The sequence below is a fragment of the Acinetobacter sp. EKM10A genome, assembly GCF_011075215.1.
GTDB lineage: Bacteria > Pseudomonadota > Gammaproteobacteria > Pseudomonadales > Moraxellaceae > Acinetobacter > Acinetobacter baumannii.
The window spans coordinates 1-26,550 of sequence record NZ_JAALLK010000005.1; the positions used below are offsets into that span (position 1 = coordinate 1).

32 protein-coding genes and 1 pseudogene are annotated in these 26,550 nt (G+C 39.1%); 17 read left to right on the top strand and 16 right to left on the bottom strand.

The window, feature by feature from the left end; translation table 11 throughout:
* Positions 1-221 precede the first annotated feature (221 nt).
* From G9371_RS08130 to G9371_RS08165, 8 genes are read left to right on the top strand one after another with little or no spacing between them, the layout of a single operon-like run.
* Entirely contained in the window at positions 222-662 is a 441-nt protein-coding gene (locus G9371_RS08130; protein ID WP_025465822.1) for a hypothetical protein, read from the top strand.
* A gap of 2 nt (positions 663-664) precedes the next feature.
* Entirely contained in the window at positions 665-988 is a 324-nt protein-coding gene (locus G9371_RS08135) for a hypothetical protein (protein WP_029423729.1), read from the top strand.
* Between the two features lie 10 nt (positions 989-998).
* Positions 999-2,120: an ATP-binding protein gene (locus tag G9371_RS08140; protein WP_029423728.1), complete on the top strand. Its 1,122-nt coding sequence runs from the start codon at positions 999-1,001 to the stop codon at positions 2,118-2,120.
* Positions 2,117-3,064 carry a hypothetical protein gene (locus G9371_RS08145; protein WP_029423727.1) on the top strand — a complete coding sequence of 316 codons (948 nt, stop codon included), beginning with the start codon at positions 2,117-2,119 and terminating at the stop codon, positions 3,062-3,064. Before G9371_RS08140 ends, G9371_RS08145 begins: the two co-directional genes overlap by 4 nt.
* The gene (locus G9371_RS08150) at positions 3,064-3,360 is read left to right on the top strand and encodes a hypothetical protein (RefSeq protein WP_025468115.1); all 297 of its coding nucleotides are present in this window, start codon (positions 3,064-3,066) and stop codon (positions 3,358-3,360) included. The genes G9371_RS08145 and G9371_RS08150 overlap by 1 nt, the downstream gene beginning before the upstream one ends.
* A complete protein-coding gene (locus G9371_RS08155) occupies positions 3,361-3,690 on the top strand; it encodes a hypothetical protein (protein ID WP_000566317.1) in 330 nt (109 codons plus the stop codon). It abuts the gene before it with no gap.
* Positions 3,687-4,409: a hypothetical protein gene (locus G9371_RS08160; RefSeq protein WP_002069481.1), complete on the top strand. Its 723-nt coding sequence runs from the start codon at positions 3,687-3,689 to the stop codon at positions 4,407-4,409. Before G9371_RS08155 ends, G9371_RS08160 begins: the two co-directional genes overlap by 4 nt.
* Positions 4,410-4,673 carry a hypothetical protein gene (locus tag G9371_RS08165; RefSeq protein ID WP_000088975.1) on the top strand — a complete coding sequence of 88 codons (264 nt, stop codon included), beginning with the start codon at positions 4,410-4,412 and terminating at the stop codon, positions 4,671-4,673.
* 419 nt (positions 4,674-5,092) lie between these two features.
* Here the strand turns inward: G9371_RS08165 and G9371_RS08170 are convergent, their stop codons facing one another.
* The 3 genes from G9371_RS08170 to G9371_RS08180 all read right to left on the bottom strand — a co-directional run bounded on the left by G9371_RS08170 (position 5,093) and on the right by G9371_RS08180 (position 6,045).
* Positions 5,093-5,410, bottom strand: a complete 318-nt coding sequence (locus G9371_RS08170) for a hypothetical protein (protein ID WP_020752902.1) — start codon at positions 5,408-5,410, stop codon at positions 5,093-5,095.
* A 72-nt stretch (positions 5,411-5,482) separates the two neighbouring features.
* Positions 5,483-5,596, bottom strand: a complete 114-nt coding sequence (locus tag G9371_RS08175) for a hypothetical protein (RefSeq protein ID WP_001166305.1) — start codon at positions 5,594-5,596, stop codon at positions 5,483-5,485.
* Positions 5,597-5,703: 107 nt separating this feature from the next.
* A complete protein-coding gene (locus G9371_RS08180; RefSeq protein ID WP_024438479.1) occupies positions 5,704-6,045 on the bottom strand; it encodes a hypothetical protein in 342 nt (113 codons plus the stop codon).
* A gap of 241 nt (positions 6,046-6,286) precedes the next feature.
* Between G9371_RS08180 and G9371_RS08185 the strand changes: the two genes are divergently transcribed.
* Positions 6,287-6,871, top strand: coding sequence for a 5-formyltetrahydrofolate cyclo-ligase (locus tag G9371_RS08185; protein ID WP_029423921.1), 585 nt, complete (start codon positions 6,287-6,289; stop codon positions 6,869-6,871).
* Positions 6,872-6,982: 111 nt separating this feature from the next.
* Here the strand turns inward: G9371_RS08185 and G9371_RS08190 are convergent.
* A pseudogene (locus G9371_RS08190) lies at positions 6,983-7,063 on the bottom strand (outer membrane assembly protein BamE); the annotation flags it as partial.
* Between the two features lie 293 nt (positions 7,064-7,356).
* On the opposite strand from G9371_RS08190, the gene lon reads away from it, so the two are divergent.
* The 4 genes from lon to G9371_RS08210 all read left to right on the top strand — a co-directional run bounded on the left by lon (position 7,357) and on the right by G9371_RS08210 (position 12,736).
* Positions 7,357-9,786, top strand: coding sequence for an endopeptidase La (gene lon, locus G9371_RS08195; protein ID WP_001292274.1), 2,430 nt, complete (start codon positions 7,357-7,359; stop codon positions 9,784-9,786).
* Positions 9,787-10,087: 301 nt separating this feature from the next.
* Positions 10,088-10,567, top strand: coding sequence for a 23S rRNA (pseudouridine(1915)-N(3))-methyltransferase RlmH (gene rlmH / locus G9371_RS08200; RefSeq protein ID WP_029423922.1), 480 nt, complete (start codon positions 10,088-10,090; stop codon positions 10,565-10,567).
* A gap of 112 nt (positions 10,568-10,679) precedes the next feature.
* Positions 10,680-11,456, top strand: a complete 777-nt coding sequence (locus G9371_RS08205) for a dioxygenase (RefSeq protein WP_000423001.1) — start codon at positions 10,680-10,682, stop codon at positions 11,454-11,456.
* 170 nt (positions 11,457-11,626) lie between these two features.
* A complete protein-coding gene (locus G9371_RS08210; RefSeq protein WP_000696025.1) occupies positions 11,627-12,736 on the top strand; it encodes an META and DUF4377 domain-containing protein in 1,110 nt (369 codons plus the stop codon).
* A gap of 56 nt (positions 12,737-12,792) precedes the next feature.
* Here the strand turns inward: G9371_RS08210 and gdhA are convergent, their stop codons facing one another.
* Positions 12,793-14,196 carry an NADP-specific glutamate dehydrogenase gene (gene gdhA, locus G9371_RS08215; protein ID WP_000972056.1) on the bottom strand — a complete coding sequence of 468 codons (1,404 nt, stop codon included), beginning with the start codon at positions 14,194-14,196 and terminating at the stop codon, positions 12,793-12,795.
* 271 nt (positions 14,197-14,467) lie between these two features.
* Between gdhA and G9371_RS08220 the strand changes: the two genes are divergently transcribed.
* The gene (locus tag G9371_RS08220; RefSeq protein WP_029423923.1) at positions 14,468-15,259 is read left to right on the top strand and encodes an RnfABCDGE type electron transport complex subunit B; all 792 of its coding nucleotides are present in this window, start codon (positions 14,468-14,470) and stop codon (positions 15,257-15,259) included.
* Entirely contained in the window at positions 15,260-15,952 is a 693-nt protein-coding gene (nth, locus tag G9371_RS08225; RefSeq protein ID WP_000279329.1) for an endonuclease III, read from the top strand.
* Between the two features lie 29 nt (positions 15,953-15,981).
* Here the strand turns inward: nth and G9371_RS08230 are convergent, their stop codons facing one another.
* From G9371_RS08230 to G9371_RS08245, 4 genes are all read right to left on the bottom strand, one after another.
* Positions 15,982-16,119, bottom strand: coding sequence for a hypothetical protein (locus G9371_RS08230; protein WP_000691574.1), 138 nt, complete (start codon positions 16,117-16,119; stop codon positions 15,982-15,984).
* 71 nt (positions 16,120-16,190) lie between these two features.
* Entirely contained in the window at positions 16,191-16,844 is a 654-nt protein-coding gene (adk, locus tag G9371_RS08235) for an adenylate kinase (protein ID WP_001220244.1), read from the bottom strand.
* 86 nt (positions 16,845-16,930) lie between these two features.
* The gene (locus G9371_RS08240; RefSeq protein WP_000895449.1) at positions 16,931-18,244 is read right to left on the bottom strand and encodes a membrane protein; all 1,314 of its coding nucleotides are present in this window, start codon (positions 18,242-18,244) and stop codon (positions 16,931-16,933) included.
* Positions 18,245-18,305: 61 nt separating this feature from the next.
* A complete protein-coding gene (locus tag G9371_RS08245) occupies positions 18,306-18,824 on the bottom strand; it encodes a hypothetical protein (RefSeq protein WP_001227325.1) in 519 nt (172 codons plus the stop codon).
* 236 nt (positions 18,825-19,060) lie between these two features.
* Between G9371_RS08245 and mrdA the strand changes: the two genes are divergently transcribed.
* Entirely contained in the window at positions 19,061-21,079 is a 2,019-nt protein-coding gene (mrdA, locus tag G9371_RS08250) for a penicillin-binding protein 2 (protein WP_000809155.1), read from the top strand.
* Positions 21,079-21,630, top strand: coding sequence for a 16S rRNA (guanine(966)-N(2))-methyltransferase RsmD (gene rsmD, locus G9371_RS08255; protein ID WP_029423924.1), 552 nt, complete (start codon positions 21,079-21,081; stop codon positions 21,628-21,630). Before mrdA ends, rsmD begins: the two co-directional genes overlap by 1 nt.
* Before the next feature lie 41 nt (positions 21,631-21,671).
* On the opposite strand, the gene G9371_RS08260 is transcribed toward rsmD, so the two are convergent.
* From G9371_RS08260 to ureA, 7 genes are all read right to left on the bottom strand, one after another.
* A complete protein-coding gene (locus G9371_RS08260; protein ID WP_029423925.1) occupies positions 21,672-22,241 on the bottom strand; it encodes a HupE/UreJ family protein in 570 nt (189 codons plus the stop codon).
* Between the two features lie 9 nt (positions 22,242-22,250).
* Positions 22,251-22,865: an urease accessory protein UreG gene (gene ureG, locus G9371_RS08265; protein WP_000140200.1), complete on the bottom strand. Its 615-nt coding sequence runs from the start codon at positions 22,863-22,865 to the stop codon at positions 22,251-22,253.
* Between the two features lie 23 nt (positions 22,866-22,888).
* Positions 22,889-23,554 carry an urease accessory protein UreF gene (locus G9371_RS08270; RefSeq protein WP_029423926.1) on the bottom strand — a complete coding sequence of 222 codons (666 nt, stop codon included), beginning with the start codon at positions 23,552-23,554 and terminating at the stop codon, positions 22,889-22,891.
* Positions 23,541-24,023 (bottom strand): urease accessory protein UreE, encoded by a 483-nt coding sequence (gene ureE / locus G9371_RS08275; RefSeq protein WP_000708735.1) that lies wholly within the window; start codon positions 24,021-24,023, stop codon positions 23,541-23,543. The genes G9371_RS08270 and ureE overlap by 14 nt, the downstream gene beginning before the upstream one ends.
* A 69-nt stretch (positions 24,024-24,092) precedes the next feature.
* Positions 24,093-25,793, bottom strand: a complete 1,701-nt coding sequence (gene ureC, locus G9371_RS08280) for an urease subunit alpha (protein WP_000784158.1) — start codon at positions 25,791-25,793, stop codon at positions 24,093-24,095.
* Between the two features lie 36 nt (positions 25,794-25,829).
* Entirely contained in the window at positions 25,830-26,138 is a 309-nt protein-coding gene (locus tag G9371_RS08285; RefSeq protein ID WP_165471264.1) for an urease subunit beta, read from the bottom strand.
* A gap of 12 nt (positions 26,139-26,150) precedes the next feature.
* Positions 26,151-26,453, bottom strand: a complete 303-nt coding sequence (gene ureA, locus G9371_RS08290; protein ID WP_000422460.1) for an urease subunit gamma — start codon at positions 26,451-26,453, stop codon at positions 26,151-26,153.
* Positions 26,454-26,550: the final 97 nt, after the last annotated feature.

The following is a 26,550-nucleotide window of genomic DNA, read 5'->3' on the forward strand; positions in this document are numbered from 1 at the left end:
TTGCGCCATTCAAACATTTCTTCGCCTAGACTCATTTCTATCACCTTTGATAGTTGGGTTTTCTTTTGTCTATTAAAGCATAAAAGTAAGCTTTCTTAAATTAAAATAAGATTTCTTATTGACAATAAAACTAAGTTTTCTTATATTTATCTCGTAGACATCAAAAAAGCACACCGCCCCTCCCCAGGTCCGATGTGCTTTTGCAAACTGCGAGATCAATTATGAACGTAAAAGCTACCCCTTTCAACTCCTTTGCATTTGTCAGCATGGCTGCTCTTGCAATCTCAGGTGGTTCTTTAGTTGCTTGCCAATTGCAGCCAGCTTTCCAAGCAAAAGAAGCCCCTTCTCTATTTACCCCTAAGACTCAACCAAGTACTTACGGTGTGTTGACCGCGAAAATCACAGGTAAACATTCTGGCGTTGCTGTAATTAAATTAGATAGCTTCCGTTTAAACGTTAGCTTTGATTTTGAAGCTCATCCAGACAGTTACGGCGTTCCGGGTTCTGAATTTACCGCTGTTGATATTACTCAACTCACAGTAAATGAAATTACTGATGTTAACGGTAAGTCATATAACGATTTCACCGAATTTGAAGACATCCGCAACATCAATGACCTTCTAAAAGGCTTCATCGAACGTAACAAGTTGGTGGAGGCTTAAAGATGACTCATTTCAAAAAACACCCTGACGGCTACATGTCATTTTTAGGCCGTGATGATAAGGGCCTCTACTCTGTTCGTATTGGCTGGCAAGTGTACGCATCTAATGCTAATGGCTCAGTTCTTTACAAAGTTAAAGACGGATTTAAGACGCCTTTAAATGTGTTCAGGTTCCAAACTGACTATCCAAAAGTTTGGAATGAACTCACACAAGAAATTGATTTCCAACGCAGAAAGCAGCTCGCAATAAAACTGCGTGAAACAAACATCCCTACTTATGACCGCAAGGCTTATAAAACTAAGCGCGGCTTCACTGGCTCAAGATAAGGATAATAAAATGGCTCTACCGATTATTACTGCTGACCAAACTTTATTGGTTCAAGCAATTATTGTGTACCTATACGCGGATCCAGGTTTAGGTAAATCATCGATGGGCTTTACTGCGGAAAAAGCAATTTCTTTTGACTTTGACCGTGGTGCTCACCGTACTGGTGAATTACGTCGTGGTGCGGTTGTACAGGTTCAACAATGGAGTGATGTTGCAAACCTTACTCCGCAGGACTTAGCACCATATAAAACCGTTGTCATTGATACCGTGGGTGCAATGCTTGAATGCATTAAAACCCACCTGTTACTTACGGCAAATAACCGTCAAAAAGATGGTTCTTTAAAGTTAAAGGCTCAAGGTTTAGCGAACCAAACGTTCAAGCAATACATCAATACTTTGATCAGTTTAGGTAAAGATGTTGTTTTCATTGCACACGCATCAGAAGATCAAAACGGTGATCAAATTATTTACCGCCCAGATCTAGGTGGTAAAAACCGTAACGAGCTTTACCGTATCGCAGATGTCATGGGTTATCTAACAACTGTTACTACTGGTGAAGGTAAAAATGCCCGCGTTATTAATTTCAAACCCTCACCTACACATCATGCGAAAAACTCAGGTGCACTAGGCGGTGAAACTGGTGAAGTGTGGGTACCAGATCTCAAAACACATCCAACTTTCTTGGCTGACCTGATTACTCAAGCTAAAGATCACATTAACACCTTAACGCCTGCACAACTTGCAGCAGCTAAAGCCCAAGAAGAGCTAGAAAACTGGAAACAAAGCTGTGAGGAAGCAGAGCATGCAGGTGACCTTAATCAATTAACTGAGTCGCTTGATAAAGAACATATGTATTACCAGAACATGCGCCAAGCAATGTTAATGAGGGCTAAAGCATTGAATTGCACGTTTGATAAGCAACGTGGCACTTGGATTAGTCCACCTGAATTTAACGGTATCTCAGATCAACAAAGAGATGAACTTCAAAACTTCATAGCTGAACGCGGCCTAGACGTGAAAACAGTTTGTGAACACTTCGGCATAGATGCCCTTATCCAAATTGAAGCGACAAAACTAAATGCAGTTAAACAAGACATTGAAACATTAGCTAAAACGGGGATGACAGCATGAATAATCTAATCACTGCAGCTGAAGCATTTGCAGCTCTTCAAAAAGGTAAAACTGTTCTTTGTCGTCCTATTGGAGACATGTTGGACTTTTCTGACTTAGATCAATTCCCCGCTTCTGTTTTTGGTAAACCGGGTTTTGAATTCTGCATCAAAATCGAAACTATTGAGCTGGCTGGCATTACATTCACAAAGCCATTAACTATTGATGAGTATGAAGAGGGTCAAAATGTTTTTGTAATCAACACATATTTACCTTCCATTTATAACGTTGGATTTAAAACTCCTGCACTCATTGAAGCAATTAATAGTGGTTTTGTTCAGCGTGATGCTGAAAATGCCAAGCTTCAATTAAAAGCTTTTTCAAAAGCACTCGGTATTGAAATCAACAATGATTTAAGTGTTATTCGTCTTGGTGAGGAACCTAAAAAACAGAGAGGCAAAAAATCAAAAGCAGAAAAGCCTATTGAAGTTATTTCTGCAGAAACTCAACCAACAATTGTTATTACCGAACAAACAAATGTCACCACATCTGAGGATCTATTAATTCCAGAAACTAACGAGCCGAAAGTAGATCCTGAATATCAGAAGGCATTAGATGCCCTTCTTCAGCGTGTAAAAGAATCAAAAACACCTGAAGAGGTAAATGCAGTTTATCGATATACCCGTACGTGGAATGACAAACAAATGGAACCTCTCCTACTTGCCACTCACAAGCGACTTGAAGAGCTCGAAAAATCAAAGGTACCTGCAAATGAACCGCCTTCACTAATGGTCCAGATCCAAAATGCGCCCGACCTCACAACATTGGATGCTTTGGAAATAGATGTAGCAGCACGTGATCCGCTAATTCAACCAAAGCTAATGGGGTATGTGAGAAAACGCCGCTATGAATTAGAAAATGCGGCATCAAACGAACCTGATTATTTACTGGAGGAACCTTTCTAATGTCGAAACAAACTACTCCAGAGTTTCTTTTCGAGCCAAAGCTGCTTCCAATGCAGCTTTTCGAAAAGTTCATTGTGTTCAACGTAAATGCCGGGTATCGCAGGAAAGGTACACCGCATGGCGTGAACTTAATTAAAGGTAATAAAGCCACCCTTTCAGTAAGCAACGAAGGTGTGATGAACAAAGCAGCTCAAGAGCGATACAAACTAATGCTTTTGAAATATTTCAAAGAAGGTCGCTCTGCAATGGATGAGCTGGACCATGAAGTTAAACGTATTTATAGAATGGTGGCCTAAATGATTGATCTAAACCAAGAACTTGAAGATTTTGATGCTTATTTTTTTAAAAGACATGGTGAATTGCCCTTAGATCCTTCCTCTGAGGAATACGCCAATAAATCATATCTAAAACACGAGATGTTTAAGGCATGGAAAGCAAGAGCTAAAGCTCAAACGGTGCCAGAAACTCATCTACTAATTCCAAAGGAACCAAATCACAAAACTATAATGGCAATGGCTTGTGTCTGCTTAGGGTCTGTTGGTTCAGGTGCAGAGTTCCTTACTCTTAAAGAAGCTAAAGATGTTTACAGTGCACTAGTTGAAAAAGAATCGGGAGCTGAGGGATGAGTGAATCAACTTTATGGGCGGTTGCAATGCGACCTGAAGGTTACAGCCCTTTTAGACAAACACCAGCAGCTTCTAAAGAGATAGCTGAGAGAGCTGTTGAACGTTATAGAAAAATGCATGAAAAGGAAGGCAACAACTTTTTCTTAGAAATCTTCGATGATGTTATCAAAGTCCAGAAATGGCACGGTTCCCGCAAAGATCATATTAAAAATCTATTTTATGTAGAAAGTTGGTTTAGTGAACCTATGTACCAATGCTTTGATTTGAAGACAGCTGAACGTGTTTTTAAATTTGATGAAATAGTAATTTGCTATAAGAAAGGTTCTGCCCCTCTTGTAACCAAAAGCTTTGATGAAGCAAAACTATTTTATGGATCTAGTGAGACGGGTTTTAAATATCAGATCCAGCCAATAGAACCACCTGAAAACCTTTTCAATTGGTTTCATCCAGATATTGAATTGTTTGACACCATTGAAGAAGGAGCAGAAGCCTATACAAGAGAACAGTGGGCACAACTTCAGATGAATCTTAGAGTTGAAATTGAAACTCAACTATTAGATTACGATGAAATACCAAATATACCGGAAGATGCAGTAGTTTGGCCCAACTGGAAGCCAGAACCGCCAGAACAAGGATTCTTTTTAATTGCAGCATTTGATTCAGAAGATGGCCCTGTACTTTGGTGGGCAAATCCTAAAGCGGAAAGTAAGGAGAAATAAATGTCACGTTTAACTAAATTAGATCGTATGACACATGCAGAAAAAGAGGCTGCTAAGAAGGAATTTTGGGAAGCTGCTGATAATCAAACTTTTCCACCTGAAACAGTAGCTATTGTTATGCACGTATCCTTACCGTGGTTGCAAAAGAAAAGATGTGAAGGTGGAGGCATTCCCTTTTCAAAGCCTCATAAACGCCAAGTAAATTATGTTAAGGCTGATGTTTTGGCTTATATTGAACAAAACAAAATGGCACACACAGCATAAGCGGCTAAGTGCCGCTTTTTTAACCAATTAAAATAGACCTTTAATAGACTTAAATCTGAAAAATAGACCTTATTTACCGAAATAGACCATTAATAGACTATTTTTGTATTGCTAAAGATTGTGTAATATTGCATTGTATTGTTTTAATATAAATTATTAAAAATATTGATTTTTTAATATCGTTAGGTATTGCTTAATATTGCAATGTATTGCTAGAATTGAGAAAGACCCGCTGAACTTTAGGGTTCAAGGGTAACGACATGCAGCGGCATCTTCGGAGCATTTATTTTTAAATAGATAATTATAAATTCGAATTTTATTTTTAAATTAAAACACCTAGACAGACCTGTCAGTCTATTTTTCATTCTCTTAACTAATTAGTTGTTCTTAAAAATTAAATACTTATTATTTTTTGATTATTATTCATTTCTATGTAAACATTCCTCATACCATCCTGCTTGAAAATCTTCAATTGCTTGGCGTTTAAAGAAACTTGTCTTAAATACTTTGGCAGCATAAGCTGAGCTAATTAAGTCTTGATAAAGCTGCTTGGCTTCTTCATCTGCTAACCCATCGGCAATTTGTTGTAAATCTTGTGCTGGTACTTTTTGCTGTCGTGCTTCCATCACGTTATAAGCGACCTTTTTTACGATATTACAAATATCTGGGTCTGCTGTACTTTCATTAGCATAGCAACCCGTGGCAATAAAACTTAATAATAATATTTTAAATTTCATATCCCTATCCTATTATTTATCTTCCATTCTTAAAAAAGTAATAGATGAGAAGACCTATTCCTTTCAAAATGTTCATGCAGGATTAATTACATAAAAATAAATGATCATGACCACAAGCAAGATGGAAGCAAGTGTTAAATAGGTGCCGACTGTATTAAAACTCTGTAAAAATTTTAAGATCTGCATTTCAAATCCAGAGAAAAGTTGAAGTAATTAACAGAAGAAATTTAGCACAACTAAATAATGCCAATCAATTCACACTTTTAAATTTTTATTGTGATTTAATTCAAATATTATTCATTGCATTTTATCCCCAAAGTCCCTTTATAGTAGTCAGTTGCACTTTTCAAATCTGACAATAATTTTTCTTCAGTATACGGTTTTGGTGAAACTTTTATTAATGCAGGCATGTATTGTTTTTTATACACCTCAGGATAGTCATGACATAAAATTTTAACTTTAACTTCTTGAGGGGTATTTGGATTATCTAACTGATCTAAAAATTCACCAATTTTTCGGTCCGACTCTTCAAATTGAGCTTTATAATCAATTTGAGGTGCCTCAGATTCTGCCTGTTTCGTACATCCGCTGAGCAATGCCACACATAACATCATTGTTAAATTTTTTAACTTCATAGGTTTCACATTTTCATATTCATCTTTAAATATACTTATCCTGATTAAATGTAAATAAATACTGTAAATACGTAAAAAAGAAAAAATTATATGTAGATAGCTTCTCCTCCCAACAAAACTATTTTTACCTGGTCTAATACATTAGAAGACTGCTTTTTAATAATTTTTAAATTTCGGTGAAACCATAGAAAAGTAGGTATAATTTTGCTCGACTGTCCGCAAATCTTTGTTAGATTTCTCCATGAATGAATTAAGTTTTATTAGAAAAAATTTAAGATCTAGAAGACGAGCTTTAACCCAATTTGAGCAAAAACAGGCTCAGCTTAATGTTTTACATTGCCTAAATCACCTTCCTATTTTTCATTCATCAAAAAAAATCGGTTTATATCTGCATGCTTTTGGTGAAATCCATACAGATCTTCTTATCAAATTATGTTTTAAAAAGAACAAACAAGTTTATTTACCCATGATTTGTTCAATGAACCAACGTTTAGTATGGGTAAAAATAAATAAAAACCAATATTTAAGTCGTCGTTTTTCTCATCACCCATTGGGCATGAAAGAACCTATGGCGACTCGCGGAAAACATGTATCAGAGCTTGATTTGCTACTTATGCCACTTTTAGCTTGCGATCACTATGGGACACGTATTGGTATGGGTGGTGGTTATTATGATCGTACATTGGCAAGTGCTAAATATAAGCCCTACCGTTTAGGATTGGCACATCAATTTCAATTTATTGAACACACTTTAGAACGTCAAAGTTGGGATCAACCATTAGATGGTTTACTGACTCCACAGCACTTTTATTATTTTAAAAGATGATTTTTATATAAAATTTATAAAATCTCCAATATATTCTTTTACTTTTTTTAGCTCCTTAAAAACGAAAAAGTAACCATCCTAAGGATGGTTACTTTGCCGTGACAGACCGTTTTACCAACTTATATTAACACGTCTATTTGGCGCTAAACATTGAATAAGTTGTGAACTATTGTTACCACTACACTGCCAATAAAAATATTTATTGCTAAATTTTTTAAGTATTCTTCCAAAGTTAGATGAAATAACTCTTCCAATATTAAAGAAAAGTTTTAAATATTTATTAATTATTAAGTAAAAATGAGTAGCCGCTCTACAAAATTTTATTCTTCTTAAGAATTAATCTATTGATTCATAACATTTTTAAAAAAAAGTTGACTAAATTAGTCCTTTTTTCAACATTTTCTATTGTCATGCCCTTGTAATTTTTAAAATACACATCACTATAAAAAACATGGCAACCTCGTTGTCACTCATTAGGAGTGCCCATGTCTGAACTTATTATGAATGAAAAAACTGACTTAGAGCCTCAGGTTCCAAGTGTATTACCACTATTAGCCTTACGTGATGTGGTGGTTTATCCACACATGCAAATTGCGCTATTTGTGGGTCGTGAAAAATCGATCAATGCAGTTGATGTGGCTCGTAACAGTGACAATTTAGTATTTGTAGTTGCGCAAAAAGATTCGCTTACAGAAGAAATTGATCACGACAATTTATACCAGTACGGTACAGTCGCTAAGATTGTACAAGTAGTTAATCATGAAAATGATGAAAACTGCATTAAAGTACTTATTGAAGGCTTACATCGTTCTAAGTTGAAAAAAATTATCGATGAAGATAGTTATTTGACTGCCGAACATGAATTAAGTCCAATGACGATTAATGTAGATAAGGCAACGCAAGAAACTCGTTTACAAGAGTTACGTAACTTATTTGCTCAATATGCAGAAGCAAAATTACGTAATGCACGTGAACTGGTTGCTGCTGCCAACAAAATCGAAGACTTATTGCAATTGATGTTCTTCGTAGCAACTCGTGTGCCTCTAAATATTGAAATTAAGCAGAAATTTTTAGAGTACGATGAGTTTGAAGCTCATTTGCAAGAGTTGATGAACTACTTGATGAATCAATCTGCTGAACAGCAAATTGAGCAAACTTTACATGACAGTGTAAAACGCCAAATGGAAAAGAACCAACGTGAATACTTTCTAAATGAAAAAATGAAAGTCATTCAACGTGAACTTTCCGACATGAATGGCGGTGCTGAAGATGACGTTGCTGAAATTGAGAAACGTCTTGCTGAAGCTGATTTACCTGAACACGTACGTAAAAAAGCCGAAGCTGAGTTCCGTAAACTTAAAGCAATGCAGCCTGCATCTAGTGAAGCTGCTGTGGTACGTAACTATCTAGAAGTGATTCTAGATACACCATGGAACAAAGCGAGCAAAGTCAGTATTAACCTGAACAAAGCGCAAGAGATTCTTGATGCCGATCATTATGGTCTTGATGACGTTAAAGATCGTATTGTTGAATACCTAGCTGTTCAATCACGTGTGAAAAAACTCAAAGGTCCTATCCTTTGCTTGGTTGGACCTCCAGGGGTTGGTAAAACTTCACTCGGTGAATCAGTAGCGAAAGCAACAGGTCGTGAATTTGTTCGCATGGCGCTTGGTGGCGTACGTGATGAAGCAGAAATTCGTGGACACCGTCGTACTTATATTGGTGCGATGCCAGGTAAAATCGTGCAGTCTTTAACAAAAGTTGGTGTGAAGAACCCATTGTTCTTACTCGACGAAATTGACAAGATGGCTCAAGACTACCGTGGTGATCCTGCTTCTGCTTTGCTTGAAGTGCTTGATCCATCACAAAACAGTAAGTTCAACGATCACTATTTAGATCTTGATCTTGACCTTTCTGAAGTGATGTTCATCTGTACTGCAAACAGCATGAATATTCCAGAAGCCTTGTTGGACCGTATGGAAGTTATTCGTCTACCGGGTTATACCGAAGATGAAAAAGTTAACATTGCTGAGCGTTACCTTGTTCCTAAAGCAATTAAGAACAATGGCCTACGTCCAAAAGAGTTAACTATTCATGAAGAAGCGATTCGTGACATTGTTCAACGCTATACACGTGAAGCTGGCGTACGTAATTTAGAACGTGAAGTTTCTAAAATTGCACGTAAAGTCGTAAAAGAAGCGGTAAGTAAAAAATCTAAAAACTTACAGCTTGACGTTACCTCTGCCAATCTTCCTGAATACCTAGGTCCACATAAATTTGACTTTGGTATGGCCGAAGATGAAGCACAAGTAGGCCGTGTAAATGGCTTGGCATGGACTTCTGTAGGTGGTGAATTGCTTACTATTGAAGTTGCAGCTGTTAAAGGTAAAGGTAAATTCATTACAACCGGTTCACTCGGTGATGTAATGAAAGAATCAATTACCACAGCAATGACAGTAGTACGCACACGTGCCGATGAACTTGGAATTGAAGCATCTCGCTTTGAAGAAACTGATGTACACGTTCACTTACCTGAAGGTGCAACTCCAAAAGATGGTCCATCTGCTGGTTTAGCGTTAACAACTGCACTTGTATCAGCATTTACTGGAATTGCGATTCGACCAGATATTGCAATGACAGGTGAAACAAGTCTAGGTGGTCGTGCGATGCGTATCGGTGGCTTGAAAGAGAAACTTCTTGCTGCACATCGTGGTGGAATCAAGCTCGTCTTTATTCCTCAAGATAACGTTCGTGATTTGGCAGAAATTCCAGACAATGTGAAAGAAGGATTAGAAATCAAAGCTGTGAAAAGCATTGATGAAATCTTACCTTTAGCATTAACTTCGATGCCAAAGCCTTTACCTAAAACACCGATTGTAAAACCGGTGGAAGGCTCAAAAGCAGCGCGTCACTAATTTAAATATAAAAAAAGAGGGCTTCGGCTCTCTTTTTTTTGTTACACAATTTGATTGAAAAATATCCAACCATCCTCATAATAAGAAGTAAGAGTAATTAATTCTATTATTTGCTCTTGTCTATCTTATGTCACAGATAGCCTTGTTTTTATTCTCTATGATCATCTGAACTCCAGACAGATGATCATTTGATCGCAGTCCAACACCGTTTTTTGGACTGCGTTTTTTATGCCCACTTACTCCCCCGCAGTTAACCTCTCCTCAGGTATAATGTGCCAGCTGTTTTGACTGAATAGACCACATGAAAATTCGTATTCTGACCATTGGTCAAAAAATGCCTGCTTGGGTACTTACTGGTTTTGAAGATTATTTCAAACGCATCCAGCCTTTTGTTCAAACTCAGGTTATTGAACTCCCAATGGCAAAACGCGGTAAAAATGATTCAGAAGCAGATATTTTAAAATACTGTCAAATCGAGGGTGAAAGTATTTTAAATGCTTTAAAACCTAATGAGACCCTTATTGCTTTAGAAGTTGGCGGACGCGAGCTCAGCACAGAAAAACTAGCAGGCACTATGAAACAATGGATGCTTGAAGGTAATAATGTGGCACTCGCTATTGGTGGCCCAGATGGCTTGTCAGATCAAGTACGCAAAGCCGCTGCTTGGCACTGGTCACTTTCAAAACTTACCATGCCACACCCTTTAGTACGTATTTTATTAATCGAGCAACTTTACCGAGCAATGAGTATTAATCATAATCATCCTTACCACCGTGCATAAAAAGAACAAACGTTTCATTTTAAGAACAATCCGTTGAAATCAGGATACTTTTAACATGTCCTGATTTTGGCATAATGACTATTATTCTGCTTTTCAACTCAGGTGTAATGAAATGGAACTACAAACCCTTCCCGGACTGTTTATTTCACATGGTTCGCCCATGCTTGCACTTGATCCAGAACAAGTGGGTCCTGCCTTACATCGTCTTAGTGTAAATCTGCCTACTCCAAAGGCAATCATAGTGATGTCCGCTCACTGGGAAAGTAAAGCACTCGAAGTAAGTAGTTCGACTCGTCCGGAAACTTGGCATGACTTCCGTGGTTTCCCGCCAGAGTTGTATGAAATTCGCTATAGTGCCCCCGGTCAACCCGAACTTGCAGAAGAAATTTTGAAGTTGTTAGCAGATGCTCATTTTGTCGCACATGCCAATAGCACTCGCCCTCGTGACCACGGAGTATGGATGCCTCTTTTACATATGTATCCAGAAGCAGACATTCCTGTCGTTGAAATTTCTTTACCTATGGGCTTAACTGCACAGGAAATTTATCGGATTGGCCAAACGCTAGCACCTTTACGTGAAAAACAAATTTTACTGATCGGTTCTGGAAGTATTACTCATAATCTTGCTGAACTGTCTTGGCAAGGTGACAATTCGAAAGTACCTGAATGGGCTTCAACTTTTAGAAATACAGTGGTCAGTAAGCTGAGTCATCAAGACTATGATGGTGTACTGGAGTGGCAAACCCTGCCGTTTGTGAAACGTAATCATCCTTCACTTGAGCATTTTGCACCTTTGTTTTTCGCTATGGGTACGGGACATCGTTTTACGATTGTTCATAGTAGCTTCACAATGGGCTCACTAGGTATGGATATATACCGCTTTGATTAATTTTTGGAAAATACCCCGTTTTGCGGGGTATACCACTATTTTTGTTGAAAAATAGAATAATTTACAAACTTATACATTTTAAAAACCGAAACAATCAAATGTTTACATTTTCTTTTTTTAAGAATGTTTTAAGCTTAGTGCTGTTGTTTTTTTACTTGAAGTTTTTTTAAATGAAAATTAAATATTTAATTCTTGCGTTATTACCTTTTTCTTTGATGGCGTGTCAAACAGTTTCAAACACTCAAGCTCCAATTGTATCTGAGCAACAACAAAATTTGGCTACTACTTTAAGTGAATATGCTTGGACTTATCAAAATGTAAAAGCATCTAAGCCACTTATTCTTAACTTTAATGCAGACGGTAAATTAGCAATTAACACTGGCTGTAATGGCCAAGGCGGGACTTGGAAAGTTGAAGGCAACCAACTTGTAACTTCTCCACTTGCATCAACAATGATGGCTTGCCAAGACGATTTAATGAAACAAGAACAATTGTCTAATAGCATCTTTAGTGAAGCGAAATTGCCAATCGAAATTAGTAATAACAATGGTCAGGTAATCTTAAGCGTGACAGATAAAGCAGGTCAAAAGCATATTTTCCAAGGCGAAAAAGCAACTAATACTCAAGCTTTAACTGATTATTCATGGTCATACCAACCTGAAAATACTAAAAAGCCGATCGTTCTTAACTTTACAAATGACCGTTTATCAATTGATACGGGTTGTAACCGCCAAGGCACCACTTGGAAAGTTGAAAACAATACGATTGTAACGACTGATGTCATGTCAACTATGATGGCTTGTGAACCTGCTTTAATGAAACAGGAACAATTCTCTAGCAGCCTCTTCCAAAAACGTGCGATTCCATTTGAACTCAATACAACAAATGTTGATCAACCAACATTGACAGTAACTGACGCTCAAGGCCAGAAATATACTTTCACAGGTAAAATGACACCTGAAGCAAAATATCAATCTGAAGGTAAAACTGTTTTCCTTGAAGTAGCGCCAGAAACTAAATCTTGTACGGGTGTTGCACCACAAACTTGCTTGCAAGTTCGTGAAGTTAAATATGATGACAAAGGCGTAAAAACTTATGCTGACAAAAACTGGTCATTATATTACGGTCAAATCGAAGGTTTTGAACACAATCCAAACCAACGCGTAATCTTACGTGTAAAACGTTTTGAAGTGAAAAACCCGGCAGCAGATCAATCTAGCCAAGCAGATGTGTTAGATATGGTTGTAGAACAAGAACTGGTTAAAAAGCCTAAAAAATAAGTTTTAGACTAAAAAAAATCCGATGCTTTTGCATCGGATTTTTTTATTTCTATATTTTAATAGATACCTTGTGCAAGCATCGCATCAGCAACTTTTACAAAGCCAGCAATATTGGCACCATCTACATAATTCACAGTACCATCTTCTTTAGTACCGTATCTAACACAGTTGGCATGAATATCTTTCATAATTGCATGTAAGCGTTCATCGACTTCAGCATGTGTCCAGCCTAAACGAATCGCATTTTGAGACATTTCTAAACCAGACGTTGCCACCCCACCCGCATTAGAAGCTTTACCAGGCGCATACAAAATCTTAGCTTCAATAAAATGCTCAACAGCTTCAAGTGTAGATGGCATATTAGCACCTTCAGCCACACAAATTACCCCATTAGCGATGAGCGTTTTGGCATCTTCGCCAGTTAATTCATTTTGTGTTGCACATGGTAAGGCAATATCTACAGGAATATGCCAAGGTGTCTTCCCTTCAAAATATTCAAAGCCATGCTTAGAAGCAAATTCTGAAATACGGCCACGCTGGATATTTTTGAGTTCCATAACTTCAGCAAGCAACTCATCTGTAAAACCATTTTTTAAATAAACGGTACCATTTGAGTCCGATAGCGTAACCACTTTTGCACCTAAGAACATTGCTTTTTCAGCAGCATACTGCGCAACGTTACCAGAACCAGATATCGAAACGGTTTTACCAGCAAAAGACTGTCCACGTGTTTTTAGCATTTCTTCTGCAAAATAAACCGTACCGTAGCCTGTTGCTTCAGGACGCATTAAGCTACCGCCAAATGAAATTCCTTTACCGGTAAACACACATGCCGTGTCATTACTGAGCTTTTTCATCATGCCAGCCATATAACCTACTTCACGTGCACCCACACCAATATCTCCAGCAGGGATATCGGTATTTGGACCTAAATGACGGTAAAGCTCAATCATAAGTGCCTGACAGAATCGCATAATTTCAGCATCAGATTTACCTTTAGGGTTAAAATCTGAACCACCTTTTCCTCCACCCATTGGCAAAGTTGTAAGTGAGTTTTTAAAAGTTTGCTCAAACCCTAAAAATTTTAAAATAGATAGGTTGACCGACGGATGGAAACGCATCCCCCCCTTGAATGGACCAATTGCTGAATTGTATTGAACACGGAAAGCACGGTTAACTTGAGTTTGCCCTTGATCGTCCATCCATGAAACGCGAAATTGGATCACACGTTCTGGTTCCACTAAACGTTCTAGCAATCCCTGCTCGGCATATTCTGGATTTTTTTCAATAAATGGCCACAAGCTTGTCATGACCTCTTCGACAGCTTGTAAAAACTCAGGTTGATGCGGATCACGCGCTTGCACGTAATTCAGGAATTCATTCAGGTTATTATATTTCAATGCACGGTCCTCAGCATAGTAATGAATTAAATTGGTGCAATACATTTTAAAATGCATCATTTAGCAGCAAAATATTAAATCCCTTTCCATCAATTTTAACAATAGTTATTTTAAATTATTTTATTTTTCTTAATTATCATAAACTTATTTTTAGAAAAACTGTCTAACAATCAATAATAGTCATTTATCTTTTCACTTTTATTGATCTATTATTGTGCAATATTGGCAACATTTTAGGTCAATCAAAAAGCCAATAAATTCGTTAAAATCCATTGACCTTACTTAGGTTTTTCTTCATTATCGCATCGTTTTAAGCAAGCTATTTTCCTCTATGAATCCATCTATTTCTCTCATACGCGAGATTGATGCGTTATTACCACAAACACAATGTGGTCTGTGTGGGCACCGTGACGGCTGTCTACCTTACGCAAAGTCCATTGCTGAAGGTGAAGAAGCAAATAAATGTGTTCCTGGTGGACAGCCAGTGGCCGATGCACTGGCACAATTATTAAATCGCCCATTATTACCTGCTGAAACGAGTGTCTGGCCTGTACAGGCGGATGGACGCCCACAACGCATGAAGGCAATTATTCGCGAAGATGAATGCATCGGATGTACAAAATGTATTAATGCTTGTCCTGTAGATGCCATTATTGGTAGTGGTAAGCTCATGCATACCATCTTGACTGATTTGTGTACAGGTTGTGAGTTATGTATTCCACCCTGCCCAGTTGACTGTATTGATCTAGTCGAAGACACTCAAACATTGCCAAGCGAACAGCAACGCATTGCGGAGCAAAATGATTTACGACAACGTTATTACGCTCATATTCAACGTGAAGAAAAACGCCGTATTCACCGTAAAGGCCCTGTCGTACGTGCTGAAATCGATACCCAGCTGTTTGCACAGTTCTCTCAAGCACTTGATGATTTACCTTCAATTCAGCTCATCGAGAAGCCAAAAGAAGCAATTGTAAGCGATGCAAAAACCACAATTGAATTAGCGAAAATTCGTACACAAATTAAAAAGTTGGAAAAGCAGCTCAGTGTTCGAGAAGATGCCAAAAAGCGTCTTCAACTTGATGAACTACAACAGCAACTCATTCAATTACAGGAGGTCTGAATGGCCGTCAAAAATATGACGAAAAAGCAGATTCAAATTTTCTTTGAACGCCTTCGTGAACAAAGACCTTCTCCACAGACCGAATTAAAATATTCATCACCATTTGAATTGCTCATTGCCGTTATGTTATCGGCGCAAGCAACCGACGTTAGTGTCAACAAAGCAACTGATAAGCTCTATCCTGTTGCGAACACCGCTGAAAAAATCTATAACTTAGGCGTAGACGGGTTAAAAGAGTACATTAAAACAATTGGTCTTTATAACGCAAAAGCCGAAAATGTTATCAAGACCTGTAAGATTTTAATGGAGCAGTTTAACGGTGAAGTTCCAAGTAACCGAAAAGATTTGGAAGCTTTGCCAGGCGTAGGCCGTAAAACAGCCAATGTGGTTTTAAATACTGCATTCGGTCAGCCGACTATGGCTGTCGATACCCATATTTTCCGTGTTGGAAACCGAACGGGCTTAGCAATAGGTAAAAATGTTCTTGAAGTTGAACACCGTTTAGTAAAGGTCATTCCTAAAGAATTTATTTTAGATGCACATCACTGGCTGATATTACATGGTCGTTACTGCTGTATTGCCCGTAAACCAAAATGTTCAGAGTGCGTGGTTGCTGATGTATGTAACTGGCCGGACCGCTTTGAGTTTGGTGCTCAAAAACAAATTGCGGTTAAAAACATTGAGGCAGAATAAAAGTTGGGTATAGCTTATACCCAATTTAGTTACTTTAAACGCTTTTGCTGTTTTCTTTCTTCTTTCGCTTGTTTTTGTACTTTTCTCAGCATTTTGTAGCTTTGATACAGTAAAAATAACAATAGTGCCAGACTCAGCAATACCACCAAAATCAAAATGATTTTCAAATCATTCTCCTGCACTTAATGAAAGAAAAGAGCCCTCACAAAGAGGGCTCGGTATTACAAATAATATTAAATTATTTGTCTAAGATGTTGAACAAATCTTTTTGTACATCTTCAATTGTACGCAAGCCATCAAGCTTGTCATAAGTTGGCGCATTTTCACCAGAAGCAGCACGACCTTGGTAGAAACCAACCAATTGTTCTGTTTCAGTGTGATAAGACGCTAAACGCTTACGGATTGTTTCTTCTTGGTCATCTGGACGTTGAACAAGATCTTCACCAGTTTCATCATCTTTACCTTCCACTTTAGGTGGATTGTATACAACGTGATAAACACGACCAGAAGCTGGATGCTGACGACGACCAGAAAGACGTTTTACGATTTCTTCATCAGGTACATCAATTTCGATTACATGATCAATGCTGATCCCTTCTTTTTCCAAAGCTTCTGCTTGAGGAATAGTGCGTGGGAAACCGTCGAAAATACAACCATTCACGCAGTCAGGTTGAGCAATACGTTCTTTTACTAAACCGATAATGAGTTCATCTGAAACTAAACCGCCAGATTCCATCACACTTTTAGCTTTTAAACCTAATTCAGTACCTTCACGAATTGCAGCACGGAGCATATCACCGGTTGAAATTTGTGGGATATTGTAGCGCTTACAGATCAACTGAGCCTGAGTACCTTTGCCTGCCCCAGGTGGTCCGAGTAAGATAATGCGCATAAAAAACATCCTCATTTAAAACAATGAATGTGAGGTCCGGCAGATTTAGTTTCATTGATCTTCAATAGATCCTGCCCGACTTCGAATTATAAGAAAGCCACAAACAAATGTATTGTACCAGCAATAAATCCGGTTACCCCACCTAGTACAATAAGAATCCACTCGTCCTCTTGAAATGCTGGACGTAACAAATTCTGAAACTCTTTTGGTGTTAGTTCACGAATACGCTCTTTAAACATTTGAAAAATCTTCTGTGCCCGGCTTGCATTTAGTGCAGGGTCACATACCGGTCCCATCGTAATTTCAATTGAACGATCAATCAAGTCCGTCTTTAACCTTGCATACTCTCTTGGGCCTAAAGAAAGCTGTAAAGATGTTCGAACAAGTGGAGTTTCCATGATTTCGTTAATATGACGCTTAACAATACGACGCGTTTTGTCCTTGCGTGAACCATACATCATTTCTGTCATAATTGATTTTAACGTAATCAGATCTTCTGTCACTACGCTTGAGAAGACTTCTGAAACTTCTTCTTGACGCTTCATGAAAGCCCCTTGAACATTATAAGTACCAATTCGTAAAACAGGTACAATCCAAGGGAACTTACGATCTTTTGTTAATCTAAATATTTGCGGATAACGAATGTAATGCGGTTCAATCGGGTTAAATACCATCCAGATTGCAATCCAGTTAGTTAAAAAGCCCCAAATAGACGCCCAAAACGGTACTGTCCAATGCCAAGGCACCACAAACCAGACCACCATTTGGAAAACACCAAAGAACATCCCGATTAAAGCACTAATATGCCAAATAAAGTTGATTTCTTTTTGTCCAACTTTTAAAAACATACGTACCATTAAACGGCGATCACCTTCCATTTGGCTCACCACCATTTCACGCATATCAACCAGTGACTCAACGTTCATAGTCAGCTCAGTCACTAATTCTCTGAGTACACCTGGCAACTGCTTATGCGCTTGAGCATAAATACGGCGTTTAATCGAATAAGGTAAATTTTCCCAAAGCACTGCATTACGATCGATCATGACTTCATCAATCAAATGCTCAAGTTCAAATCCGACTTGCTCACCAATAATACGCGCCATGTCTTCAGGGTCCATTGCTTCTAAAAACTCACGCAAAGAACCTAACTTGGATAAAGTATTATCGGTAATAATTCCAGAGATACGTCCAGCTTTACGTGGCACAATACCTTGCCAGCCGACTGGTAAAGGACCTAAATGAAATCCCCAAAACTTGATTGGGTAAAACACCATTTTTAAAGCCATCCACACATGTGCCCATGTGACAAAGGCAGTGACCGGAATGATACTCAAAACGGCCCAAAAATCAGGTCTGTGTAAAAAGGTCTGCCACAATCCGCTGACGTACTCTAACATGTAAGACTCTCGTATTTATTTGTGCTCTGCTTATGGCGAGTTAACGATAAACTGCTTTGTTTTATAAACCAAAACTTAGAGAATAAGAAAATTGTATTTGTGGTTTAGTATCTGCAGCAACATCACCATTCTGGTCCGTTAATTTTTCCGCTGCGCCGATACCCACACTAAACGTACTAATTCTTTCTGAATTCAACAATACATATGCCAAATCAACACCAGCACCTAAACGAGATTTATAATCTCCATCTACCGATTTACTATCAAGATGTCCAGCATAAAAGCCAATATAGTAACCATTTTTATCTGTTCCAGTAAGGTAGTACGGATAGCGGAATCCGACTTGTCCTCCAGCAGTTTTATCGCCATTTAAAAATGCACCAACTTTTGCGTAAGCAATGCCATAAGGATTTACCCACTCACCATTGAGATGTAACAATTTTTGTGTAAAACCGGCGCCTACATTCCAGGTAGATGCTTTATGATCTGCTAATTTTGCTTCTGGAAGAAATGAGTAATCTTGAGCATGTGCCCAACTGCTTACTGTCAAAACTGCAAGTAAGGGATAAATTTTTCTCATTATTTTCTCCATTTTCCCTAATCGTATGGTGAGAACAACCCTATTCTATTGAATGAGAGACTTTAACAGAATTATTTTGCTTCTTATATACAAGACTCTACAATTTTGTTGTCTACAAAGTCAAAAAAGCCAATTTGCCTCTTCACTGAAACTTTGAAAAATATGCGATATTTTAAGTGCGCTTGCGTTAGAATAAGCAGCTATTTTTCTCACCCTATGTCATTAAGTCGATCCGTATGAAACAGCACTTTCCTTTAAAAGATATCCAGCAAGAAAAGCGCATTTATCGAGGTCGTATATTTTTTGCCGTAGGGCTTGTGATTATCTGTTTATTGGTGCTAGCCAGCCGATACGCTTATCTACAAATTTTTCATTATGATGAGTTCTCGACGGCATCGGATAAAAACCGTATTCGCCTACAACCCCTTCCACCTGCTCGTGGTTATATTTATGACCGCAATGGGGTTTTACTGGCAGATAACTACCCTGTTTTTACCGCAACATTAAGTAAAGCAGATGTTGAGAACGTTGATACCGTTATTGAACAATTACAGCCTATTTTAGAACTCACTCAAGAAGATGTAGATCGTTTTAAAAGCCGCATTAAAACAGCACGTAAAACTGAACGTGTGGCCATTAAACTGAATTTGACCGAGACAAATATTGCCAAGTTTAGTGAAGTTAAATACAAGTTCCCCGGGGTTAGAATTGAAACCCAAATGACGCGCTATTATCCACATGGTGATTTATTTGCTCACGTGATTGGATATGTTGGCCGTATTAACGATAAAGAATTAAAAAGTATTGATAAAGATTTATATGCTGGAACAAACCTAATTGGTAAAATTGGTGTAGAAAAAAGCTATGAAGATTTACTTCATGGAACACCTGGTTATGAGTCTGTAGAAGCAGATGCTCATAGTAATATTTTGCGTCACCTAGGCCGTAAAGACCCAACCCGTGGTAATGATCTCTACTTATCATTAGATTATGGTTTGCAAGTTGTCGCATCACAACAGCTCGCTGGTCGACGTGGTGCAATTGTTGCGATAGACCCGCGTACCGGTGAAATTCTGGCGTTGGTTTCAAGCCCAAGCTTTAATCCTAACTTATTTGTGACGGGTATTAATCATAAAGATTATAGTTCTCTACGTGACAATATAGATCAGCCTCTTTATAACCGTGCAGTACAAGGTGTATACCCTCCCGGTTCAACCATTAAGCCAATGGAAGCGATGGGCGGTTTACATTATGGAATTGTTGATTGGGCTACTGCTATTTCCGACCCTGGTTATTTCCATTTACCGGGTGACTCGCACAAATTCCGTGACTGGAAAAAAACCGGTCATGGCATCGTGAACATGCACAAAGCCATTATCATGTCTTGTGACACCTATTTTTATATTTTGGCTAATCAAATGGGCATCGATCAGATGAACCAATGGATGCGCCAATTTGGCTTTGGCCAAAAAACAGGTGTCGATTTACCAAGTGAAAGTGAAGGCTTATATCCAAATCCTGAATGGAAAATGCGTACACGCAAATCCAAATGGATGAAAGGTGAAACGATTTCAGTCAGTATTGGTCAAGGTGCATTTACAGCAACTCCTTTACAACTCGCCATGGCAACTGCCATTACGGCGAACCACGGCTCGCATGTAGTTCCACATGTTTTACGTGCAACCCATGGTGCAAAACCTTTTACCGTACGTAATGCACCTGATGGAAAAATTAATTTCAATGGTACAGATGAAGATTGGGTAAAAATGCGAGAAGCCATGATTGATGTAATTCAATCAGGTACTGGTCGTGGCATCCGTACACCGCTATATCAAATTGCCGGAAAAACAGGTACAGCACAGGTTAAAAGTATTGCTCAAGGCAAACGTTATAACGAAGCTGCGCTTAGTGAACGCCAACTTGACCATGGTCTTTTTGTTGGCTTTGCTCCGGCTGATAAACCAGAAATCGCTATTGCAGTTATTTGGGAAAATGGCCGTCATGGTGGTTCAGCAGCCCAACTTGCTAAACCCGTGTTTGATTACTGGTTATTAACCCGTAAGAAAAATCCGATTCGACCAGCCAACCATCAGGTTAATGGTGGCTTGATGACCGCTGGAATTAAACCGGGTGAACTCCCAAGTGGTAATGAAAGTGCCAGCTCAACTCCTGCGACCTCTGCTCCGACTTCCGCAGCAGCCTCTACTCCACAGGCAACACCAACTCGTCCTGCTACAAACGAGGTCGATGAATAATGAAAAATCAATTACGCATTATTGGGGGCGAATGGAAAAGACGAGTTTTACCATTCGCCAGTATTGAAGGATTAAGACCAACTCCCGATCGTGTCCGCGAAACTTTATTTAACTGGCTCATGTGGGACATTCAAAACGCTCACGTTCTCGATATCTGCACAGGCTCTGGGGCATTAGGCTTTGAAGCATTATCGCGCGGTGCTGCATCTGTTTATATGATTGAGCCAGATAAGACGCAGGCACGATTTTTAAAAGATAATATTCAATTGCTCAAAGCGCAGAATTGCCATTTAATTAATGCAACTGCTCAACAAGCCTTACCACGCCTAAAAGAACAGTTTGATGTCGTTTTTTTAGACCCTCCTTATAGCCTTAATTTATGGCAAGAGCTTGCTCACTTGGCAGACTCACATATTAAAAATAATGGGTACATTTACGTTGAAGCTGACCGAGATTTATCTCAGCTTCACCTTCCTGCAACATGGCAGCAAATTAAATCAACCAAAGCTGGTACAGTCCATGCAGGGCTTTACCAAAAAATAAGCGAATAAAAAGATAGCCTTAAGCTACCTTTTTCGCTACAAAGTTTTAATTAACTCAAACCAATCACTGCAACAAGTGCTGCACAGGCCCCTACAATTTTTTTGCCATATGGCACATAACGTGTAAATACTGCACCGAGTGCAAGCCCACCACAATAGATAAGTGCCATACCAGCAAGCATACCGGTTACTAACGCCACGATATGCCCTGCATGTGCTAACTCAACACCATGAGCCATACCATGAAAGCTTGCGAGTAAAGCGGCAGCGATAGGTAAAATCCGATTTGATTTTGTCCATAGCGCAATCGCTGTAATAATTAAAGAAGCAACAATACCGTATTCAGCAACATTAGCGGGCACCAAACCTTGAGCACCTACCAAAAAGCCGATCACTAGGGTGATACTTAAAGTGATGATGCCAGCGATTTTCCACTGTTTGGCTGCCGACCATAGCAAGACACCAAAGCCTAAAGCCATTATTAAATGATCCAACCCTGTAAACGGATGAATAAAGCCTGCCATAAAACCTGAATGTACATGGTCATGCCCCGGATGAGCCATAGCTAACGCAGGTAACATGCTAAGGAGCCCAACGCTCCATTTTTTAATGAAGTTCATAGTTACTCCTTAAGCCTTAAACAGCCCTTGCTTCTCAATAAATTGAATAATTTCTTCAAGCCCATCTTGTGTTTTCATGTTTGAAAATAAAAATGGCTTTTCACCACGCATGCGTTTTGCATCTTGATCCATGACATCAAGGTTTGCTCCCACCATAGGTGCGAGGTCAGTTTTATTAATAATCAGTAAATCTGACTTGGTAATACCCGGTCCTCCTTTACGTGGAATTTTTTCACCACCTGCCACGTCAATAACATACAAGGTTAAATCAGAAAGCTCAGGGCTAAATGTTGCCGCTAAATTATCACCACCGCTTTCAATAATAATGAGTTCTAAGCCATCAAATTTTTCACACAGATCATCAATCGCAGCTAAATTAATTGAAGCATCTTCACGAATTGCTGTATGCGGGCAACCACCTGTTTCCACACCTACAATACGATCTGGTGACATCGCTTCATTACGGGTTAAAAAGTTTGAGTCTTCTTTGGTATAAATATCATTTGTCACCACTGCCATATTATATTTATCACGCAAGGCACGGCATAAGTTAAGTGTAAGTGCTGTTTTACCTGAACCGACTGGTCCGCCAATTCCGACTCGTAATGGACTACGTTCTGTCATGATTTTTATCCTTTTTCCTAAACTTAAGATCTGAATAACCGTGAATATTGAGTTTCGTGTTTCATGCTCAGCATGGCATAGCGCGGCAAAGCACTACTCAATTGCTCATCTTTAAGTTTTAAAGCCTTCTCTACAGCTTGTGGTACTCGCCCATGCAAATGCCATAAAATTCTTTGTCCTGCCATTTGGCCCAATGGGACAGTTTTTACTGCGGCTAAAACCTGATTTTCTAAAACGGTAAAGGTATACGCCGTAAGTACATCCACATCTTTAAGTTCTAAACGACCGCAAAGCTGCGCATAGACAGGCACAAAACCAAACTGCTTTTTAACCTCAACTGTTTTCTTTAAAACATCTTTAATCCATGCATTTAAAGAAAATGCGAGTTGCTGAGATTCGGCCAAAAGCTCTCTACTTTCTCGGCTTGCCTTATACAAATGTGCCCAAATTAAAAACTGATCTGGATCATCATAATGTTGTATAAGACGTTTGAGTACAGGTAACTCAAAGCGTACTAAAAGCATTTCAAGCACTTCTTCAAAGTAAGCAATTGCCGAGGATTCATCGTGTATTAAGCCAATATCAATGGCGGTTTCCACACCTTGCGAATAGCAATATGCTCCAACTGGCAATGCCGTAGAAGACAATGTCAGCAATTGCAGTAATTGCGCAGCATTATGAGTGGACATGGTGTAAAGCTTTGATTGGGCTTAAACGATGGTCATGGCTATGCTGTGCATAGGCACCGCTTTCAGGTTCAAACGGATGATCGGTTTCTGTCACAGTAAGCCCCAAACCTTCCACCATTTCTGCAAGCACATGATCAGGCTCAAAATATAAAGCTGTTGGTGTCAGCATTAATGGCACATGTCGGTTACCTAAGTGATAAGCTGCTTTAAGCAAGTCAAATTCAGTCTGAGCAGTGACTTTCATTAGCCGTTCAGGCTTGGCATCGACACGTAATACATCACCCTCTTGCGTTGCAATATATGAACCACTACGCAAAATGCCGGTACGTGGCAAATCCGCACCAATATCTACGCCACTCGCTAAAACCGCTCGAAATCGTGATTTTTGTCGGGTATCAAACGTTAGCTCAACCGTTTCAAATGCCTGATCAGGAGAAATATCTTCAAGACGTTGGGTGTAAATTTTCATTTAGCTTTTCTCTCCTTACTTATTTCTTTCATATATAAGGTAATGAGGCAAATCACCTCTATAAATTCATTAAAACAAGAAATAACGTTGTGCCATCGGTAATACGTCAGCAGGTTCACACGTTAATAATTCACCATCGGCCCGCACCTCGTAAGTCTCAGGATGAACCTGCATAACAGGACAATATGTATTGTGTTTCATATCGGCTTTGGTAATTGAACGCGTGTTTTTACAGGGACTGATTAACTTTTTAAGGTTTAGCTTCTCAGCAACTTTTTCATCGATTGCCGCTTGAGATAAAAAGGTAATACAGGTGTTATGCACACCACGTGGATAAGCACCAAACATTGGACGATAATGCACTGGTTGAGGTGTAGGAATTGAAGCATTAATATCACCCATAGGTGCCGCTGCAATCATGCCACCTTTAATGATCATGGAGGGTTTCACGCCAAAAAATGCAGGCTTCCATAACACTAAATCAGCAAGTTTTCCGACTTCAACCGAACCAATTTCATGACTTAAACCATGGGTAATTGCCGGGTTAATTGTATATTTGGCAATGTAGCGTTTAACGCGATTGTTATCATGAAACTCATTGTCACCCTCTAATGGGCCACGTTGTACTTTCATTTTGTGGGCAGTTTGCCAAGTTCGTAAAATCACTTCACCCACACGTCCCATTGCCTGAGAATCAGATGACATCATGGCAATTGCGCCTAAGTCTTGTAAAATATCTTCAGCAGCAATGGTTTCACGGCGAATACGACTTTCTGCAAAAGCAATATCTTCAGCAATTGCCGGGTCTAAATGGTGGCATACCATGAGCATATCTAAATGCTCATCAATGGTATTGATCGTATAAGGTCGTGTTGGGTTGGTCGAAGATGGCAAGACATTACTTTGCCCAATTGCTTTTAAAATGTCGGGAGCATGCCCACCACCTGCTCCTTCGGTATGGTATGTATGAATCGTACGGTCTTTAAATGCCGCTAGCGTTTCTTCTAAAAAGCCACCTTCATTTAAAGTATCCGTATGAATTGCGACCTGTACATCATACTCATCTGCAACGCTCAAACAGTTATCAATAGCCGCGGGTGTTGAACCCCAATCTTCGTGTAGTTTTAACCCAATTACTCCTGCTTTAATTTGCTCGCGAATGGGGTCAGGTAAACTTAAATTCCCTTTACCTAACAAGCCAATATTCATAGGCAAATCATCAATCGCCTGCAACATGGTCGCTATATGCCAAGGCCCTGGAGTCACTGTCGTTGCCGAAGTACCTGCTGCTGGTCCTGTCCCACCACCCACCATTGTCGTTGTCCCAGACATCAGCGCGGTTTCAACTTGCTGAGGACAGATCCAGTGAATGTGAGTATCAATACCACCTGCCGTTAAAATTTGCCCTTCACCCGCAATTACTTCTGTCGCAGCACCTAAAGGAATGGTAATGTCGGGTTGAATATCAGGGTTTCCAGCTTTCCCAATTTTCCAGATTCGTCCATTCTTTAAGCCCACATCGGCTTTAACAATTCCCCACCAATCCACAATTAAAGCATTGGTTATGACTGTATCGGCAACTTCATCAGCTAGAAGCTGAGATTGTCCCATCCCGTCACGAATAACTTTTCCGCCACCAAATTTAACTTCTTCACCATATGTCGTTAAGTCTTGCTCAACTTCAATAAAAAGCGCTGTATCAGCCAAACGAATACGATCACCAACCGTTGGACCAAACATTTCTGCGTATGCACGACGTGACATTTTCATAACTTATTACTCATCTTTTCATTATTGTTGTTATCTTTAATCCAGCTTGCCCATTACCCGACCAGCAAAACCATATACTTCTCGCTTACCAGCTAAAGCAACAAGCTCTACTTCTCGACTTTGTCCTGGTTCAAAACGTATTGCTGTGCCTGCTGCAATATTTAACCGAAAACCTTTGACTGCCTCACGATCAAACTGTAAGGCATCGTTTGCTTCATAAAAATGGAAATGCGAACCGACCTGAATAGGCCTGTCGCCAAGATTAGCCACCACAACTTTTAAAGTTTCTCGTCCAACATTTAATTCAATGTCAGTTTCTAGAGTAATAACTTCACCGGGAATCATAAGTATTCCTTTTTATACAATGGGCTGATGAACAGTGACTAATTTCGAACCATCAGGAAAAGTTGCTTCAACCTGTACCTCAGCAATCATTTCCGGTACGCCATCCATGACATCTTCACGCTTTAATAAAGTCGTTCCAAAGTGCATAAGTTCACTCACCGTCATACCATCCCGTGCACCTTCAAGTAAGGCTGCAGAAATAAATGCAACAGCTTCCGGATAGTTCAACTTTAAGCCTCGTGCTTTACGACGCTCAGCCACTAAGCCTGCAGTAAAAATGAGTAACTTATCTTTTTCTGTTGGATTGAGTTCCATATCTCTTTCCTAAATAGCATCTAATTTTCTTTAAGCAAAATGCGTGCTCAAAAGCAGCATACCGGTTTTAATCGTTTTTAAAATACGCAATTTAACG